Here is a 19,786-nt window from a genome sequence, read left to right on the forward strand (position 1 = left end):
GCTGCTTGATGCTAGATGCCAGCGCCCCCCTTTTTACGTCTTACAGGTAGTCGAGTGCGTAAACAGCCGATGCCGAAACAGTACCCGCTGCGGCACCGCCGGCTTCACTGATGTAACGCACCGCAAAGTCATGGCTAGCGCTAGATTGAGCGGCAGGCAGTACCAAGCCAGGCACAGAAGTGAGACCGTTCAGAACTACCGGGGTGCCTGCGGCGCCGGTCAACATCTGTATTTGCACGTTGCCGGCGGTACCCGTGTTACCCATGTTGCCAGCCGACGTCACGTCATTGCCCAAGAACGCGGTCTGGATAGGGGTATCCGAAGCCGGCACAGTGCAACCGCTGACTTGAATAGTAAACGGGGTTTCGCCAGCGGTGCTGCCTACGCCGTTCAGTTCAGCAGCAGAAACTGTAGGCAGTAAGACAACCGGGTTTGCGGCATTACCATTGATTGAGACTTGACAGGTCTGGTCGGAAACTTGGCCCTTGAACGTAATGGTGTTATTTGCAGCAGCAAAGGCCATAACAGGGGCAGCAGTCAGGGTGAGAATCAGTGCGAAACGCTTCACAATTAAGTTCCTTTAGGTAGAGTAAGAACGCGCCGTCGAGCATGAGCGCCAGTCAGGGCTCAAAACCTCTTTTGCCCGGACAGTTGAATTGTATGAAGCCGTACCGATCCGTTTCATTAGAATTTTCTTAAATTACCGCAATATTTCTTTTTCTGTAACGCAGCACTATCTATTAGGAACTACCTGTTTTTTAATGGATTTGGGTAGGCTTGTCTGTTGCCTAGCACATAAAAATTGACATGGATCAAAATTAAATGCGCCACGTCAAATGAAGGATTTCATTGGGTAGAGGGTCAAATGTTCGATAGGGATCATCAATCACAATAGGTTGTAGAGCCTTTATTGGAGCGGGAGGTCTTGGTTTACAGGGTGTTAACTGTGCATAGAGTCTTTCAAACCTGAGAACTCTTACTTCTAAAGTGTTGCGTAGCTCAATGCAGGTACAAGCGATCTATCGCGTAAAAATGGCGGCAACGCGTGCTGTCCTCAAATCCAGCGCGAAGAACGTCAGCCTATATGGTGGGCCAATATCTCGGCTTTTCTAAGGAATCCACTAAAACCCAGCAGTCAAGGGCTGTGGACGTATCGGGTGATCGTAGTCTGAGACAAGGCAGGGCAAACCAGTGGGTGAAAATGCAACGCTTACGGAACGTCCTGTATTGAATAAGTGGGCGATGTCTAATGTTCATTAGCCGCTTGCGGGTCTACTGCTACTGACTTAATGCTTCTGAAATGAATACGGATGTTCATCTATTAATGTTCAGAGACTTCATTTCTCCCGCTCGCCCTAGCTGAATTTCCTACGATTCTCTAGACACCTTGCAAGCTCGCCTGGACTGTCGCTGGGAAATTTCCTACAGGTTGCCGAGATAAATCCTTCGCTCCCGGTAATGTAGAGTCGCCAGAATTTTGACTTAAAGTCATTAGCGAGTAGTGGGCGAGATGTGCATACCCAGTGTTCTGGTTTTAGATGATCAATCGTTTCAGCGCGAAATGTTGGTGAAGGCGCTCCAGCATTTGGGCGTCAACGACATCCTGCAGGCGGGCGACAGCGAATGGGCGATGGCGCAGATAAGCCGGGAAGGTGGCGTCGATATCGTGATTTGTGACCTGAGCAGCAGCGCTGTCGACTGGATGGACGTTTTGACCCGGATTGGGGAAGGCGGAATGGCGCGCGCAGTTGCACTGTGTAGCGAACTAAAGCCGGAACTGCGTCGTGCAGTCGAACAGTTGACGTGTCTCTCGGGGTTGCAGATGCTCGGTGTCGTGGGCAAGCGCACGCAGTTGTATACGTTGCATGAAATCCTTGGTCGCTACTCCCGCCAGCAGATGGCATCGGACGTCGAGTCGGCATCCCTCTCCAGGCTCCCGAGTGAGGAGGACGTGCGGCGGGGCCTGGCTCAGGGAGAGTTCAAGGCTTGGTTCCAACCCAAATTCGATTTAAATACTTCTGCGGTGGCCGGGGCTGAGGCGTTGGTGCGTTGGCGACACCCGATCAGAGGCCTGTTGTTGCCCAGACACTTTCTGGCCGCTGTGTTGGCCTATGACCTGATCGACGAAATGCTCAAGCAAATGCTCGAACAAGGGGTGAGCCTGCTCAATACTTTACGTGGATCCGGTCACAGCTTGGAGTTGGCATTCAATCTTCACGCTTCGCAATTGGCCCACAATGACCTGATTGAGCACATTGACCATCTGTTGAAACGTCACGACTTCCCGGTTGGGACGTTGTTGTTCGAGGTGGCTGAAAACGGCTTGCTGAATTTGCCTCGCACTACCCGGGAAAACCTATCGCGCCTGCGGATGATGGGGTGCGGCCTGTCGATCGATGATTTCGGTATGGGCTTTTCATCGCTGAGTTTGCTCTGCCAACTGCCGTTCAACCAGCTCAAGCTCGACGGCCAGCTTGTTCGCGCCATCGAGGATCCGCGTACCCATGCGATGGTCACGAGTACCGTGGCGCTGGCCCGGGCGCTGAATATGAGCCTGGTGATCGAAGGCGTCGGCAGCCAGCTTATCCGCGACGGATTGGTAGCGATGGGGTGTTCATTCGGCCAGGGTTTCCATCTTGGGCGCCCGATGGACGCCGAGAGGTTCCTGGGGTGGTTGCAGGCACCTGACTCGCCCACGTGAGCACGTCACTCTCCAGTCCTGAAATAGACCGATATAACTGCCTGATTAATGAGTCTGATCGGGCAGCATAGGCCAGTGTTTTGTTCCATACTTTTGTGATGCATGGACCGCTTATCACTGGTAGTTCCTGTGGGTATAGCTGTGAGGTTCCAAATGCATAAAGCGCTGGTTGTAGACGATCACCCCTTCATTCGGGCGACAGTGAGGGCACTGCTTGAACGTGAGCAATTCGAAGTCGTTGCTGAGGCGGACAACGGCGCCGATGCCGTGCAAATGGCTCGCAAGTACGAGCCGGAACTGATTTTGCTGGACATCGCCATGCCCAGCCTCGACGGTCTGGAAGTCATCAACCGGATCGGTGCGCTGAAACTGTCAAGCAAGATCCTGGTGTTGACCTCTCAGTCTGCGGCGTTCTATGCCATGCGCTGCATAAAGGCTGGCGCTGCCGGTTATATCTCGAAAACCGATGAATTGAGCGAGCTGAGCAAAGCGATCAAGGCGCTGATGGCCGGATATACCTTTTTTCCCAACCTTGCAGGAAACTCTGTACGGCGCAGTGATATCGACTCCACCGAGCTGGAGATGATCAGAGGCCTGTCCGATCGAGAACTGATCATCTTGCAGCAACTGGCCAAAGGCATGAGCAACAAAGAAATCGGTGATGCCATGTTGTTGAGTAACAAGACGGTCAGCACGTATAAAACCCGCTTAATTGAAAAGCTCAATGTGAGGTCGGTGGTGTATCTGGCTGATTTTGCCAAGCGCAATAACCTGATCTAGATGAAAACTCTCCTGCGTTGCTTTGGACTGGCCGTCTGTCTGCTCTGCCAGTTGGGGAGTGTTTCGCCGGTACAGGCTGAGGTGCAAATCCTTAACCTCTTCGGTCGCTCGAATGGCGAACGTTCTTCGGTCGTTCTGGATGAAGAGGACTGGCGCTGGTTGCGCGACAAGGACTCACTGCGTCTGGGGGTATCGCTGCCGGACAACGCGCCCTTCGGCATGATCACAGGTGGCCAGGATTACGAGGGCATCACGGCCGATTATGCTGCGCTGCTTGCCGGCATGTTGCACATAAAGATCGTAGTGCTTCGTTATGATTCCAGCGCCGAGGCGATGCAGGCACTCAGGAACGGCGAGCTGGACCTGCTGGGCACTGTCAATAGCTTCGATGGGACAGATCCGGATCTGGCGCTCACCAGTGCCTATGTGCAGGCCCCGTTAGTGCTGGTGACGCGCAGTGGCACCAGCAAGGTGTTGCCGCCCGACCTCGCAGGCAACCGCCTTGCTATCGTTGATCACGCTCTGCCAGCGGATGCGATCACCGCGAACTATCCCAAGGCTGCGCTGCAGCCTCACCCATCGGCCCAAAGCGCTATCGGCGCAGTAGCCTTCAACAAGGCGGATGCTTATCTGGGCGATGCCGTCAGTACCCACTATCTGGTCGGCAAGTACTTCCTCAATGATGTCTACCTGACGACGTTGTCGGGTGTGTCCACGCAGTTCTCATTCGCCCTGAATCAGCGCAACAGTCGGCTCTTGCACATCATCAATGCTGCGCTGGAGGTGATCCCTATCAGCGAGCGCGTGACGATTCTGCATCGGTGGGGAGCGGGGGACCTGAATGTTGCCAGCCTCGACCCGCTCCAGTTCACAGAAACCGAGCAGCGCTGGTTGCAGAACCATCCTCGCCTGACTGTGGCCGTCAACGACGGTCTTCCGCCTGTCTCCTTTTTTGATGGGCAGGGGGAGTTCCGGGGGATCGGCGCCGAAGTGCTGGCCAAGGTCAGCCAGCGCACCGGTCTGAAATTTGATGTCGTGCGCAGCAGCTCCATGCAGAAGCTGGTCGATAAGATCCGGTCCGGTGAAGCGGATCTGATCGTCGCCTTCACCCCCAGTAGCGCCCGTGAAGGGCAGCTGCGGTTCACTCGGCCTTATCTGACGAGCCCGTTTGTGCTAATCACGCAGGACGGCCCGGACACACCGCAATCGCTGGAAGGCATGGTGGGCAAACGACTGGCCATGCGTAGCGGCAATCCGCTGCAGGATTACATTCGTGAGACATTCCCGGGCATCCAGTTGATCGAGACACCGACGTCGGCGCAGGCGTTGGCGTTGGTGGACAAGGGTGATGCGGACGGCGCCCTCAACTCGCTGATCAACGGGCGTTACATGATTCTGCGTGAATACCGCGATCGTCTGCGTGTGGCCTGTCTTGTCGGTCCTGTGTCGGCACCGACCGGGTTCGCCACCGATCGCGGGGCGCTGGAGCTGTACTCGATTCTGGACAAAGTTCTGCAAAGCATTCCTCCGGAGGAACTGGATGAGCTGACGAGACGTTGGCGCCACGACGTGGTGATCGATAACGACAGTTGGCTGCATTACCGCTCGGCGGTCATCCAGGGATTTGTCATCTTCGCGCTGTTTTTGCTGCTGGCGCTGGTCTGGATTGTCCGTCTGCGCAAACGGGAGTCCACCCGGGAAAAGGCCGAACTGGCGCTCAATGACCAGATGGAATTCATGCGTGCCTTGATCGATGGCACGCCCCATCCGATTTACGTGCGCGACTGTGAAGGGCGACTGATCAGTTGCAACTTGGCTTACCTTGACGCGCTGGGCCTGCCCCGCGAAGCCGTGATCGGTAAGCGACTGACCGAGAGCACGGTCGTTGGCCGCGCCGATGCTGAGACATTCCAGGCCGAATACATCCAGGTCATGGAGAGCGGCACGCGATGGATTAAAGACCGCACCTATGTCCACAGCGATGGAGTGGTGCACACGGTGTATCACTGGATGCTGCCGTATCACACCAGTGAAGGTGTGGTGATGGGCATTATTGCCGGCTGGATCGACATCAGCGACCGTCAACGCCTGATGGATCAACTGCAGAGCGCCAAGCAAAGTGCAGACGACGCCAATCGGGCAAAAACGACCTTTCTGGCGACCATGAGCCATGAAATCCGCACGCCGATGAATGCCGTGATCGGCATGCTCGAACTGGCGATGAAGAAGGCCGATCAAGGCGTCATGGATCGCTTCGCCATCGAAGTGGCCTCAGGCGCAGCCCAGGGGTTGCTGGACCTGATCGGCGATATTCTCGACATTGCTCGGATTGAATCCGGCCGCCTGTCCCTGACGCCGGAGCGGGCCAGCCTGCGTGAGCTGGTCGAGTCGGTGGTGCGCATGTTCGACGGCGTGGCACGGCAAAAGGGTGTTCGACTATTGTTGGATTTCGACCTCAAGGCCTGTCGCGATGTATTAATCGACCCGCTGCGTTTCAAACAGATACTGTCCAACTTGTTGAGCAACGCGATCAAGTTCACTGACGAGGGCGAGGTACGCTTGAGCGTTCAGGCGATACTGAGCGCGTGTGGTGAGCGCCTGGCGATTCATATTCAGGTGAATGATACCGGCATCGGTATTTGCGCCGAGGATCAAGCGCTGTTGTTCAACCCGTTCGGCCAGGCCCGCAATAATCATCAGTCGGCGCGGGGGGGCTCGGGGTTGGGGCTGCTCATCAGCCGTACCTTGTGTGAAATGATGGACGGGCATTTGCATCTGACCAGTCTGCCCGGCAAGGGCACGCAGATTGATATCTGCCTCGACCTTATGATCCTGCAACCCGTGCCTGCTACCGAGCGCTCGGTCGCTAAAATCCCGGACCAGATGAGCGTACTGAACATCCTGGTGATCGACGATTACCCGGCCAACCGATTGCTGCTCTCGCAGCAATTATCCTACCTTGGTCACAGCGTCAGCGACGCCGAGGACGGCGCCCATGGCCTGCGTGCCTGGCGAAATGGCCATTTCGATGTGGTGATCACTGACTGCAGCATGCCAGTCATGAACGGTTATGAATTGACGCGGGCCATCCGTGACGAAGAACGCTCATCGGCGGCGCAACCTTGTCTGATCCTCGGTCTTACCGCCAATGCACAGCCACAGGAAAAAGACCGCTGCCTGGCAGAAGGGATGGATGACTGCCTGTTTAAGCCGATCAGCCTGAGTGATCTGAGTGCCCGGTTCGCCTGCGTACAGCCTAAGGCGGATTCACCGATGAAGGGCGCTGTGGGCCCTGTTGTCGAGGGCGACATCGACCTGAGCAGCCTGCAGCAACTGAACCACGGCGATCAAACCGCAGTCAGGAGGCTGCTGAGGAATCTGGCCAGCAGCAACGAAGAGGACATGCTGCGGCTCATCAAGCTGTTCGGCGAGCACGACTTGTTAGGCCTTTCCGCGCTCGCCCACCGGGTCAAGGGCGGGGCGCGGATTATCAAGGCAGGCATTCTGATTCAGTGTTGCGAGCGGTTGGAGGAGGTCTGCAGGAGGGCTGACAATGCTGCGCTGACAGAAACCGTGGATGCGTTGCAACAAGCGATGGAGCGATTGGGGCATACGTTGGAGCAGCACATAGCTGATCCGGAAGCGATCGAGAAGGGGGGCAGCGTCGACGTCGATTAGAAGCTGGTCGTGCCACTGGGAAAATTCCTACATCTGCAGGGACGTTTCCTAACGATACCTGCTGGCTCGGCACGGACAATAGGCTCATTCCTTTCAAAGTGAGCGGCTTCCATGCACATGCTCCCTCTTCGCATTCTGGTTCTTGTCGACACGCCTTGCAGTGGCTCAAAGTTGGCTAACCGCCTGCGCCAGGCCGGGTGCCAGGAAGTCTTTGTGGCCACCCAGAGCGCGCCAGCTCTCGCGTTCCTCGAGCAGAACGGTTCAGTGGATATCACGCTGTGCGATTTGCCTATGGAAAGTGCGGGCGCACAGGATCTTCTGCAGACCATGGGCCGATCCGGGCTGACAGGGCCGATTATCATCAGCCGTACGCTGTCGGCCGATACGCGCAGTATGCAGGGGCAACTGATTTCGCTGCTCGGCATGGCGCTGCTGGACGATATCAGTAAGCCTTTGCAACCTGAGGCGTTACAGCTTTTACGGGCCAAACACTTGAACGAGCCTATTAACGAATCGGGTGTGCTGCCTGTCGTGCCTGCCACCGAGGAAGAAGTGCGTCGAGCGCTCGCCGGCCATCAACTGCACACCTACTTTCAGCCTAAGTTCAATCTGCAGACAGGTGAGGTGTGCAGTATCGAAGCCTTGGCGCGTTGGCACCATCCGTTCAAAGGGGTCTTGCCACCGTCGGTGTTCATGCCGGTTATCGAACGGTGCGGATTACTCGATGAGTTGCTGTTCCAGCAGCTGGAGCACTGCTTGAGGCTCCAGCGCCAAGCAATCAATCAGGGCTTTGCCCTGAATGTCGCGCTCAATCTGCACGCGGAGCAACTGGTCAAACCGGAACTCACGGGCCAGATTCAGAGCGCCTTGATGGCACATGATCTACCGGGGTCGGGGTTGACCTTTGAGTTGACCGAAACGGGATTGCTCGAAGAGCCGGCGATCAGCCTGGAAAGCCTGGTGCGTCTGCGAATGATGGGCTGCAGCTTGTCGATCGATGATTTCGGTGCGGGGTTTTCTTCGTTGCAGCGGCTGTGCCAGTTGCCGTTCAACGAAATCAAACTCGACGGCGAGTTCGTGCGCGGGCTTGAACATGAACCGCGTCGTCGCGCTGTGATCAGTAGCACGCTGGCCCTGGGTGAGGCGCTGGGCATGTCGGTGGTGGTCGAAGGGATCGAAACCGAAGAACAACGCAAAGTGCTGCTGGAACTGGGGTGTAAGCAAGGGCAGGGCTACTTGTGTGCACGGCCGATGTCGGCGGCCAGTTTATTGAATTGGCTGGAACTTCAGCGAGGGATAACAGCAAGTTAGTGAGCGCGTCACTCAATGCGCACTGCTTGAACTTATTCAGAAAACGCATAACGCCAAAGAACCTTTATTACCTGTTCTTTGGCGTTTTTTTTTGCGTTTGGAAGGGCGTTATTCATGTTTGTTTGCTGGGAAATTTCCTACAAATAGCAGGAAATTTCCTGACTTAATCCGCGCAGGCAGTCGAGAAAATACGCTTACTTAATTCCATTGTGCTGCCTGCTCGCTACGTCAGCGAAGTTCGATTCTCGTCGTTTGTAGAGGGGATTCGATGTCTGTCGACGAGGCTCTGTATCCGCAATCGAATTGAAGGCGGAAGTCATCACGCAATGGATGACTCGGATATCGGAGGCTGGCCTGATGCCAGTTCAGTTATGAATAAAGTCTTTTCGGTTGTATGGAATACTTCTTTACGCTGCTGGGTAGTGGCTTCGGAACTTGCCAGCAAGAAGACAAAGAGTGGGTCGGCGGGGCAGCGTAAGCAGGGGGTTAACCCACTTCTTGCACTTAAGGGGAAATCGCGAGCGCTGAGTGTGCTCGCGGTGGCTTTGGGTCTGACTGTTGGATGGTCTGAGCCAGGGTACGCATGGCTGTATTTTGCTAACTCTTCTGCTGGCAGCTGTGCCGGTACCGCTAGTGGTACTGTGGGTCGGACTGCCGTCTCGGGGGCGATTGCAGAACCGACTGCCGGCAGTGGTGCTTATATAAACGTTGCCGGTTGCAGTTCATCCGCTGGAAGCTTCGATGGAGCCACTATTTTTGGCAGCTTCTCTACCGTGACCGGGCTCGGTGGAACAGTAGTCGGATATTCTGCCAAAGCCGTCAAATGGGCCACTGCGATAGGGTTGGAAGCCAATGCGTCGGGTACTGCAAGTGTCGCTTTGGGCTACGGTAGCGTTTCGAATCAGACTAATAGCGTGGCCATCGGTGGTTCCGCTGGGACCGGCACTACTTCGCTTACAGCAGTACAGTCCACTACAGCGTCCGGCGCGGGTGCCGTTGCCATTGGTAGTAACACCACCCGTGGGGCCCAGGCCGGGGCCGCCGATTCTATCGCTCTGGGTGGCCAATCGACGGTGTCGGCGACTGCTACTTCCGGTGTTGCAATCGGGCTTCTAGCATCCGTAACCAACAGCGCCACCAACAGCGTGGCTATAGGTAAGGGGGCAACCACCAGCTCGGCCTCGGCCGTGGCAATCGGTGACAGCGCGCTGGCCCAGGGTGGCAAAGCCGTATCGATCGGTGCCGGAAACACTGCGACAGGGAACGGTGCAGTGGCTATCGGGGATCCGAACGTCGCCACGGGCACGGGGGCTGTCGCTATGGGGGCCGACAACACTGCGAACGGCCAAGGGGCTGTCGCGCTGGGTAACACCAATACGGCCACTGGCCAAGGTTCGGTAGCACTGGGAAATACTAGCAATGCGGCTGCAGCAGGCGCCGTGGCGCTGGGCGATACCGCAGTGGCTAACAATACCAACGATGTGGCGTTAGGTTCGAAGTCAACGACAGCTGCTCCGCATACCGGCACTACTGCGCAATTTGGTGCTACTGCAGCGGGCGTGCAAGCAGCGGCTTCGACCAATGGTGTGGTGTCGGTGGGTGCGGCAGGTACTGAGCGCCAGATCCAGAACGTTGCGGCAGGCGTGATTTCAGCCACCAGCACCGATGCTATTAACGGCTCTCAGCTGAATTCGGTCGTCACCGGCGTCAACAACCTGGGCACCACAACAGCCAGCACGCTGGGCGGTGGCGCGACCTACAGTCCGGCGACGGGGAATATCACCGGCTTTAGCCAGCCGATCAATAGTGTCAGCGCTACCGGGGCTGTGGCCGGGCCTACAGCGCAGACCACGGTTACCGCTGCCCTGACAGCGCTCAACACCAACGTTGATAACACGGCCAATATCGCCGTCAAATACGATGCCGCCGGCGGTACCAAGATCACTTTGGGTGCGACGGGTGGCGCCGGAGCAGGTGCTCCGGTGACGATCACTAACGTGGCACCGGCGACGTTGAATGCCACCAGTACGGATGCGGTGAACGGGTCGCAGCTGTTTGCCACCAACACCACGGTCAATAACATCAATAACGGCGCGGGTATCAAATACTTCCACGCCAATTCGACTTTGGCTGACAGCACCGCCACCGGTGTCGATAGCGTCGCAGTGGGACCCACCGCCAGCGCCACTGCCACTAACGCTGTAGCCCTGGGCAATGGCGCGACAGCAGGATCGGATAACTCTGTAGCCCTGGGCAGCGGGTCTTCCGCCACTGGCGCGACGCTGGGCACCGCTGCCTATGGTGTCGGCGGCACTGCCACCACTGGCGGGGAAGTCAACGTGGCCAACGGCGCTAACGGTCGGCGCATCACCGGCCTTGCCGCGGGTGCTTCGGCCACCGACGCGGTCAACGTCAGTCAGTTGAACAAGGCAGGGCAGGACACTGCCACCGCCTTGGGCGGCGGCGCAGCGCTCGACCCTACGACCGGTACCTGGACCGCACCCAACTATGCCACTAACAGCATCAATACCAGCGGTACCAACACTGGCGCACTGACCAGTAACAACGTCGGTGCAGCCCTGGGCAACCTCAATACCGGGTTGACCAACACCGCAGCGGTTGCTGTGAAATACGACGATGCGGCTACAAAAACTCAAATTACCCTCAACCCAAGTGGTGCGGCGACGACGCTGACCAACGTGGCACCGGGTGCGTTGAACGCCACCAGCAGTGATGCGGTAAACGGGGCGCAGCTGTTTGCCACCAACACCACCGTTAACAACATCAACAACGGCGCGGGTATCAAATACTTCCACGCCAATTCGACCTTGGCCGACAGCACCGCCACCGGTGTCGATAGCGTCGCAGTGGGACCCACCGCCAGCTCTACTGCCACTAACGCTGTAGCTCTGGGCAATGGCGCGACGGCTGGGACGGCTAACTCAGTCGCCTTGGGCAGCGGCGCGACAACTGCTGCCGCGACCGCCACGGCCAGCGGGGTAATCAATGGCACCACTTACACCTACGCGGGTGCAGCGCCTGTTGGTGTTTTGAGCCTGGGTAGCCTGGGTAACGAACGCCAACTGAGCAACGTCGCCGCAGGCCAGGTCACTGCCACCAGCACCGATGCTGTGAACGGCAGCCAGTTATTCTCCACCAATACCGCCGTGAACAGTTTGGGCGCTACGGTGAATAACATCGTTACCGGCGCGGGCATCAAATATTTCCACGCCAACTCCACTTTGGCAGACAGCACCGCCACTGGCACCGACAGCGTTGCAGTGGGACCTGCCGCCAGCGCAACCGCCACCAACGCGTTAGCCCTGGGCAATGGCGCTGCGGCAGGCACGGCTAACTCTGTGGCCCTGGGCAGCGGCGCTTCCGCTACTGGCACGACCCTGGGCACCGCTGCCTATGGCGTCGGCGGCACTGCCACTACTGGCGGGGAAGTCAACGTGGCCAACGGCGCCAACGGTCGGCGCATCACCGGCCTTGCCGCGGGTGCCTCGGCCACCGACGCAGTCAATGTCAGTCAGCTGAATAAAACCGGCCAGGATACGGCGGCAGCCTTGGGCGGCGGCGCTACGCTTGATGCGACTACGGGCGTATGGACCACGCCGAGCTATTCCACCAACAGCATTAGCGCAAACGGTGCCAATACCGGGCCTCTGGTCAGCAACAACGTGGGCGCGGCACTGACGAATCTCGACACCAGCCTGACCAACACAGCCGCCGTAGCCGTGAAATACGACGACGCCGCGACCAAAACCCAGGTGACCTTCAACCCCGCAGGCACCGCAGTAAAGTTGACCAACGTTGCGGCCGGCGCCTTGAACGCCACCAGCACCGACGCAGTGAATGGCTCGCAGCTGTTCGCGACTAACCAGACGGTCGACAACCTCGTCAATAACGGTACCGGTATCAAGTATTTCCACAGCAACTCGACCCTCGCCGACAGCAGCGCCACGGGTCAGGACAGCGTGGCGATGGGGCCTGCTGCTGTGTCCACCGGTGTCAACAGCGTTGCCCTGGGCAATGGTGCCACGGCCGGTTTCGCCAACAGCGTTGCGTTGGGCTCGGGTTCATCCACCACCGGCGTAACACTGGCTAACGCAGCTTATGGTGTGGGGGGCGCGGCAACGGGTGGCGAAGTCAACATCGCCAATGGCGGCAATGGCCGCCGCATTACCGGTCTGGCAGCAGGCAGCTCGGCCACAGATGCTGTCAACGTCGACCAACTGAACAGAGCAGGGCAGGACACCGCGACCGCTTTGGGCGGCGGCGCAGCGCTTGATGCGACTACAGGCGTATGGACCGCGCCGAGCTATTCCACCAACAGCATCAGCGCGACTGGCAGCAACACCGGGCCTCTGGTCAGCAACAACGTTGGCACGGCACTGACGAATCTCAATACAAGCCTGACCAACGCAGCCGCAGTAGCCGTGAAATACGACGATGCGACGACCAAAAACCAGGTGACCTTCAACCCCGCCGGCACTGCGGTGAGATTGACCAATGTCGCGGCCGGAAACTTGAACGCCACCAGCACAGACGCAGTGAATGGCTCGCAGCTGTTCGCAACCAATCAGACTGTCGACAACCTCGTCAACAACGGCACCGGCATCAAGTATTTCCATAGCAACTCGACACTGGCCGATAGCAGCGCAACCGGCCAGGACAGCGTAGCCATTGGCCCGCTCGCCAGCGCAACCCTTGCCAATGGAGTGGCGCTGGGCGCCAACTCGTCCGCCACGGGCACGACATTGGCCAATGCGGCTTATGGTGTCGGCGGCGCAGCGACGGCGGGGGGCGAAGTGAACATCGCCAACGGCGCTAATGGCCGTCGCATTACCGGCCTGGCGGCAGGCAGCTCGGCGACAGACGCTGTCAACGTCAGCCAACTGAACCAGGTCGGCCAGGACACGGCGACCGCTCTGGGCAGCGGCGCAGCGCTTGATACGGTTGCCGGGACATGGACAGCCCCCAGCTATTCCACCAATAGTATCAGCGCAACCGGTGCCAACACCGGGCCTTTGCTCAGCAACAACGTTGGCGCGGCACTCACCGACCTCAACACCAGTGTGACCAATACTGCGTCGGTGGCAGTGAAATACGACGATGCTGCGGCCAAAACCCAGGTGACATTCAACCCCGCAGGTACCGCGGTGAAGTTGACTAACGTTGCGGCCGGCACCTTGAACGCGACCAGCACCGACGCAGTGAATGGCTCGCAGCTATTCGCGACCAATCAGACCGTCGATAACCTCGTCAATAACGGCACCGGCATCAAGTATTTCCACAGCAACTCGACACTGGCCGACTCCCAAGCCAACGGTCTGGACAGCATCGCGATCGGGCCACAGTCCATTGCCGCAGGTGCCAATTCATTCGCGGCCGGCTCGGGGGCCACTGCGACGGCTGCTGGCGCCCTCGCGCTGGGACGTCTGAGCCAAGCTCAGGTAGCGGGCGGTATCGCACTGGGCGAAGGTTCGGTCGCCGACCGTGCCCTGGCACCCACCACCGGTTCTATCGCTGCTGGGAGCGGGACGATTATCTACGACACTTCGGATGCCACTTTGCTGGGGTCGGTGTCGGTGGGCAAGGCCGGCAGCTACCGCCAGATCACTAACGTGGCGGATGCTACCGACGCTCACGACGCCGTGACCCTGCGTCAATTGACCGGGGCGATGGGCTCGTTGAGTTCTACCGGCACGCTGTATTTCCACGCCAACTCGACCAACCCGACGGACTCGCTCGCCAGCGGTAGCGAGTCGATCGCAGTCGGCCCGGGCACCGTGGTCAACGGTGATAACGGCATTGGTCTGGGCAATCAGGCGTCTGTCAGTCAGGCCGCCGCCGGTGGTATTGCCATTGGTCGCAATGCCCAAGTGTTGTTGGCGTCCGGCATCGCCCTGGGTAGCGCCGCGCAGGCCGCAGCCGAACAATCGGTTGCACTGGGTGCTGGTGCTAATGCCAGCCACGCCATGAGCGTGGCGCTCGGCTCAAGCTCGCTGACCACCGTCGGTGCCGAGACCGGCTACAGCGCCTATCGATTAGCTGCATCGCAGACGTCAGTCGGCGAGATCGGCATTGGTACGGCGCAGGGCAGTCGCAAGCTGACCGGGCTGGCAGCCGGCACGCAGGACACCGACGCGGTCAACGTGGCGCAACTCAAAGTGCTCGGCACACAGGTGGATCAGAACACCTCGGACATTACTAACCTCGACGGTCGGGTAGGGGGGCTTGAAACACTGATCGGCTCGGGCGGTGGCATCAAGTATCTGCACGTCAACTCGACCAGGGCTGACTCCGCCGCCACTGGTACCGATGCCATGGCGCTGGGGCCCCAGGCCCAGGCTTCGGGCAGTGGCTCGGTGGCGTTGGGCAGCGGCGCCACGGCGTCTGCCAGTGGCAGCGTGGCGATCGGCAGTGACTCCAGCGATGCCGGTCGGGGTGCCGAAACCTACAGCGGCAAGTATTCGGGTGAGAACAACGTGACCTCGGGCACGGTTTCGGTGGGCAATTCGACCACCGGCGCAACCCGAACGATCAGCAACGTTGCCGACGGCAAGAACGCCAATGATGCGGTCAATGTGCGCCAGCTCGACGGTGCAGTGGCCGAAGCCAAGCAATACACCGACGATTCGATTGCCAATCTGAACGCCGAAGCGGGTCAGCAGGCGGGGCGCATCACCGCCGTCGAAGGAGATGTCAGCAACCTCAAAAACGGTACCGACGGCATGTTCCAGGTGAACAACAGCAGTGCCGCATCTAAGCCCAAAGCCACGGGTGCCGATGCGATCGCGGGTGGGGCAGGGGCGCAGGCGTCGGGTAACAACAGCGCGGCGGTCGGTACGCGGGCTCAGGCGACCGGGGAAAACTCGGTCGCGCTGGGTAACGGGGCCAAGGCTTCGGCCAAGAATGCCACGGCACTGGGGACCAATTCGGTGGCTGACCGCGACAACAGTGTCTCGGTCGGCAGTGCTGGCAATGAGCGGCAGCTCACCAATCTCGCGGCGGGTACAAGCGGTACGGATGCAGTGAACGTCGACCAGTTGAACCGAAGCGTGGAGGGCATCACCACGAATGCCAATGCCTACACCGATCAGCGCTACACGGAGTTGAAAAAAGACCTCAAGTATCAGGACGAAGTTCTCAGTGCAGGTATCGCCGGCGCGATGGCCATGTCCAGCCTGCCGCAGTCTTATTCGCCGGGCTCGAGCATGACGACGGTTGCAGCGGCCACCTATCGCGGTCAATCGTCGCTGGCCTTCGGCGTATCGCACATGTCAGCCAACGGTCGCTGGGTGACCAAGTTACAGGGCAGTACCGACACCCAGCGCAATATCGGGATGGCGGTGGGTGTCGGTTATCAGTGGTGACCTGCTGGCAAATATTGCACAGCCCTAATCCAACTTTTTCAGGCAAAAAACATGAATATAAAAACCATTTCCGTCGCCATCCTAATCATGTTGGCGGCCTGGGCCGGTTACGAGAAATTCCTGGCAGACCGACCTACGGATACCCCGCATACCTGGCTGCGTGTTCCGGCATTGGCTGTAATCCAAGACGCGATTTTGCAAATGTCGCCCAGGTTCAACGAGGCGAACAAAGCCCCGATTATGAAGCAGCTCTGTGCATTGGCCCGAGGCGAAGTGAAACAGGAAGAGGTCAACACCTTCCTCAAACAGCAGGGGATTGACGCGCAGACTTTGCCTCGAGAGGGCAGCCCGTTTTCGTTGTTGATCAATGGTGATCAGCCGGGTCAAGCCACTGCCTGTGCGGCATATTTGGCGACGAGCGTGCTGTCGACCGTCAACGTGGGCGAGTTCATGCTCCCCGTCATTGCACCGGCCGCCAACGGTCAGCCAGAAAAGTCGTCGTTGCAGATTGATAACCCATTGCTGACGTCGGCGCTGTCGATCAAGTTGGCCATAGCGCGGGCCAACGCCGATATCTTCGCCTTGATCGCCGTCGAGTTGCAGCACAGGCCGGGTCTAACGATTCCACAATACCGTGAACAGGCTGGGCAGCTGTTTGCCCGCCTGGCCCAGACTTACCTGCAACGCATCAAGGAACAACTGCCGCCTGCGAACACGCAGTACACGCTGCTGCAAATGGATGAAAGCCGCTTCATGTTCAGTAGTTCTGTCGGCAGCGTTTTCGAGTTTGGCCGCAATGGTCTGATCCTCAGTCAGGGCGGTATCGTCTGGTATGGCAAGGGGCGGTTGATGGGGCAGGAATACCCGCTGCAGGTGGAGTACTTTCCCGCATCCGTCGAACCCTTGCTGACATCTCCCGCGTCGCCACTGTCCACCTCAATCCAGTGAGCACGCGTAGACACGCATTAACTATCGAAACGTATATTGCATGGAGGTGGATGATGGCTGAAGCCGTCGACAGTAGGGTACAGCGTCTGCATTGCATGCGGTGTTAAGGTCAGCGGCCCCGTCCTGACGCCGGCATTCATCGCGCGGGTAGTGATGCTGGCTCTGCTTGGAAATGCGCAAAACAAGATATTGGCGTGGCGAAAACTGGCATTATCAGGCTGGCGCGTTGCACGCGATGAACATGCGCCTTCAACGAAGCCAGATCAGTGCCGATACATACTGAAAGCTCGAAAATTATAGGGTAGGGTTGCTAAAAATCTGGAGGATCAGCCATGCCCCGTAATATTGCGTTCTCTACGTTCGTATCAGTCGGCTGCGCAGAGTGCCGAAATCTAGAAGGGTTGGGGTTCGATTTCATAATGGCATTCCAGCCAATCGTTAACGTAAGAACGCGCACAACCTTCGCCTATGAAGCCCTTGTACGTGGGGTGAACGGTGAGTCGGCGGCGAGCATCTTGGATCAGGTTAATGACGACAACCGATACCGCTTTGACCAAGCATGCCGAGTCAAGGCTATCGAGAGAGCGACGGAACTAGGTTTGCTGGGCATTCCAGACTGCAAGCTCAGTATCAATTTTTTGCCAAATGCTGTGTATCGACCCGAAACCTGCATTCGAGCCACTCTGGAGGCTGCCAGGCTGTTTGGGTTCCCTCCAGAGAGACTAATGTTCGAAGTAACCGAAGGAGAACGTGTTGATGACCCTATGCATCTAAAGGGGATTTTCGAAGAGTACAAGCGTCAAGGTTTCACTACATCTATCGACGATTTCGGCTCGGGTTACTCGGGGTTGAATTTATTGGCGATGTTCCAACCTCATGTGCTAAAAATTGACATGGCTCTCACAAGAAACATTGACAAAGACCCGGTTAAAACTGCAATAGTCGAAGGTATTGTTTTAGTCGCAAACCGTTTAAATATAGTGGTTGTGGCCGAAGGGATTGAAACCCGTGATGAGAGTGATGCATTACTCCGCTTAGGCATAGATCTTATGCAAGGGTACCTCTTCGCACGACCTGATACATTTCTACTACCGCTTCCAATTTATTCCTAACTGAAAATTTCATAGCGCACATCGTTGTAGGCTCAGGTTGTGATTTTTGGTGTAACGTTCTAAAACGCCTAACATCACATCGACCTCCTGGCTAAGCAAGTGATTTTGGCTTGAGTACAAAAGGGCCTGTGATCGCCATTTTTTGGCTCAGCACTGGGCAGGTTTACTACGCCGGCAGCGCTCAGAACAGTAACGAACTTCTTCCCAGCAGCGTGCCCATTTTTTCCTCCATAGGAAGGGAAGGCCGCAAGTCATGCAGGTTTTGACCGGGAGTTCACTCTTTTTCAAAGTGATTCACCGTCATCTAAGTTTGCGAGCAACAATTGACCACGTTGCCAGAGCGCTTGCTGCTTTGATTCAGGCATTCGGTCGAGGTTTTTATACTGCATGCCCATACGGTGATTGCTGCGCAGGCGGTCGCTGTGACGTATCAGGAAGTGCCAATAAAGCGCATTGAAAGGGCAGGCGTCATCTGTGGTGCTTTCGCTCACCTTGTATGCGCAGCCACGACAATAATCGGACATGCGCTTGATGTATTGGCCGCTCGCACAGTAAGGCTTAGATCCTATGTAGCCGCCGTCTGCATGCATGACCATACCAAGTGTGTTGGGCAACTCCACCCAGTCGAACGCGTCCATGTAGATTGCCAGGTACCACTCACATATTTGACTCGGCGCGATACCTGCGAGCAAAGCGAAATTGCCGGTAACCATTAGCCGTTGGATGTGATGAGCGTAGGCATGCTTAAGGCTTTGGTTAATGGCTTGGCGCATGCAGTTCATCTTCGTTTCGCCTGTCCAGTAGAACTCTGGAAGCAACCTTGTGTTGCTGAATTCATTTCCGTCGGCATATTCAGGCATCTTCAACCAGTAGATGCCTCGGACGTATTCCCGCCAACCGATCAGTTGACGAATGAAGCCTTCGGCAGCGTTCAGCGGAATCCGCTGCGCCCAGTACGCGGCTTCGACGTCGCTGCACAACTGGCGAAGATCCAGCAGGCCGATATTTAGCGCGGCGCTGATCCGCGCATGAAACAGGAAGGGTTCGTCACTGGCCATCGCATCCTGGTAGTCGCCGAACGCAGCCAGGCCCCAATCGAGAAAGTAATCCCACAAGGCTTGGGCATCGGCGTGGGTTACCGGGTAGTCGAAGGTGTCTAGGGCGCCATAGTGGCCGGAGAAGTTTTTTGCCACCAGCGCCAGCACTTCCTGGGTGATGGCATCGGCCGAAAAGCGCATGGGTGAGGGCGCTCTCGCACCTTTGGGCAACGCCTTGCGGTTTTCGGCATCAAAGTTCCAGGCGCCACCGACCGGGCTGCGGTCGCCATTAAGCAACAAGCCACTTTTGCGCCGCATCTCGCGGTAGAAGAACTCCATGCGCAGCTGCTTTTTGCCCTCGGCCCAAGACGAAAATTCGCCGCGGGTGCAGAGAAAACGGCTATCGCTATGCCAGTGGATTGTTAAGCGACAGTCCTTGAGCGACTGCTCCAGGCGCCAGTCACCGCACTCAGTCAGGTGCAGTTGCTGTGGTTGAAGCCGTGAGTGCCAGCGCCGTAACTCGCCGGGCACCGATCCACTGTTGTGCGGATCATCCAGGCTGACGTAGTGCACGCGGATACCGCGCTGCTTCAACGCCTCGGCAAAATGGCGCATCGCACTGAAGATCAACGCGATTTTTTGTGGGTGATGGGGCACATGGCTTGCTTCCTCCATCACCTCGACCAGCAACACCGCATCGCGCTGGGGATCCAGCCCCTGCAATGAAGCCAAGTCCCAAGACAGTTGGTCGCCCAGCACCAGGCACAGTCGGCGAATCTTACTCATTTGCCAGGCCCCCGGCGCAACGTGACTCACCAGGGTGCCGCCAGCGAGAAA

10 protein-coding genes and 2 pseudogenes are annotated in these 19,786 nt (G+C 57.7%); 9 read left to right on the forward strand and 3 right to left on the reverse strand.

Annotated elements, in window-relative coordinates; genetic code table 11:
* Positions 1-40 precede the first annotated feature (40 nt).
* A complete protein-coding gene (locus PSFL_RS08590) occupies positions 41-568 on the reverse strand; it encodes a fimbrial protein (RefSeq protein WP_273872841.1) in 528 nt (175 codons plus the stop codon).
* 942 nt (positions 569-1,510) lie between these two features.
* Here PSFL_RS08590 and PSFL_RS08595 point away from each other — a divergent pair.
* The 9 genes and pseudogenes from PSFL_RS08595 (at position 1,511) to PSFL_RS08635 (ending at position 17,912) form a co-directional block, all read left to right on the forward strand.
* Positions 1,511-2,701, forward strand: coding sequence for an EAL domain-containing protein (locus PSFL_RS08595; RefSeq protein WP_170059306.1), 1,191 nt, complete (start codon positions 1,511-1,513; stop codon positions 2,699-2,701).
* A gap of 153 nt (positions 2,702-2,854) precedes the next feature.
* A complete protein-coding gene (locus PSFL_RS08600) occupies positions 2,855-3,481 on the forward strand; it encodes a response regulator transcription factor (RefSeq protein ID WP_170059131.1) in 627 nt (208 codons plus the stop codon).
* Positions 3,482-7,159, forward strand: a complete 3,678-nt coding sequence (locus tag PSFL_RS08605; RefSeq protein ID WP_397469913.1) for a transporter substrate-binding domain-containing protein — start codon at positions 3,482-3,484, stop codon at positions 7,157-7,159. It begins immediately after the preceding gene.
* A 111-nt stretch (positions 7,160-7,270) separates the two neighbouring features.
* Positions 7,271-8,470: an EAL domain-containing protein gene (locus PSFL_RS08610; RefSeq protein WP_273872839.1), complete on the forward strand. Its 1,200-nt coding sequence runs from the start codon at positions 7,271-7,273 to the stop codon at positions 8,468-8,470.
* 371 nt (positions 8,471-8,841) lie between these two features.
* Positions 8,842-9,393: pseudogene (locus tag PSFL_RS08615) on the forward strand (ESPR-type extended signal peptide-containing protein); the annotation flags it as partial.
* Between the two features lie 348 nt (positions 9,394-9,741).
* Complete coding sequence (locus PSFL_RS08620) at positions 9,742-15,852, forward strand: YadA-like family protein (RefSeq protein WP_397470070.1); 6,111 nt, start codon at positions 9,742-9,744, stop codon at positions 15,850-15,852.
* 51 nt (positions 15,853-15,903) lie between these two features.
* Positions 15,904-16,800 carry a hypothetical protein gene (locus tag PSFL_RS08625; protein WP_397469914.1) on the forward strand — a complete coding sequence of 299 codons (897 nt, stop codon included), beginning with the start codon at positions 15,904-15,906 and terminating at the stop codon, positions 16,798-16,800.
* A gap of 72 nt (positions 16,801-16,872) precedes the next feature.
* Positions 16,873-17,013 (forward strand): annotated as a pseudogene (locus PSFL_RS08630) (EamA/RhaT family transporter); the annotation flags it as partial.
* A gap of 119 nt (positions 17,014-17,132) precedes the next feature.
* Positions 17,133-17,912 (forward strand): EAL domain-containing protein, encoded by a 780-nt coding sequence (locus PSFL_RS08635; protein ID WP_169989717.1) that lies wholly within the window; start codon positions 17,133-17,135, stop codon positions 17,910-17,912.
* Positions 17,913-18,059: 147 nt separating this feature from the next.
* On the opposite strand, the gene PSFL_RS08640 is transcribed toward PSFL_RS08635, so the two are convergent.
* The gene (locus PSFL_RS08640; RefSeq protein WP_120733116.1) at positions 18,060-18,200 is read right to left on the reverse strand and encodes a DUF2256 domain-containing protein; all 141 of its coding nucleotides are present in this window, start codon (positions 18,198-18,200) and stop codon (positions 18,060-18,062) included.
* On the reverse strand, positions 18,197-19,735 hold the full coding sequence (locus PSFL_RS08645) for a cryptochrome/photolyase family protein (protein ID WP_397469915.1): 1,539 nt from the start codon (positions 19,733-19,735) through the stop codon (positions 18,197-18,199). Before PSFL_RS08645 ends, PSFL_RS08640 begins: the two co-directional genes overlap by 4 nt.
* Positions 19,736-19,786: the final 51 nt, after the last annotated feature.

Origin of the sequence: Pseudomonas sp. DD1, from assembly GCF_044510355.1 — a bacterium.
In the GTDB taxonomy this organism is placed as follows: domain Bacteria; phylum Pseudomonadota; class Gammaproteobacteria; order Pseudomonadales; family Pseudomonadaceae; genus Aquipseudomonas; species Aquipseudomonas shahriarae.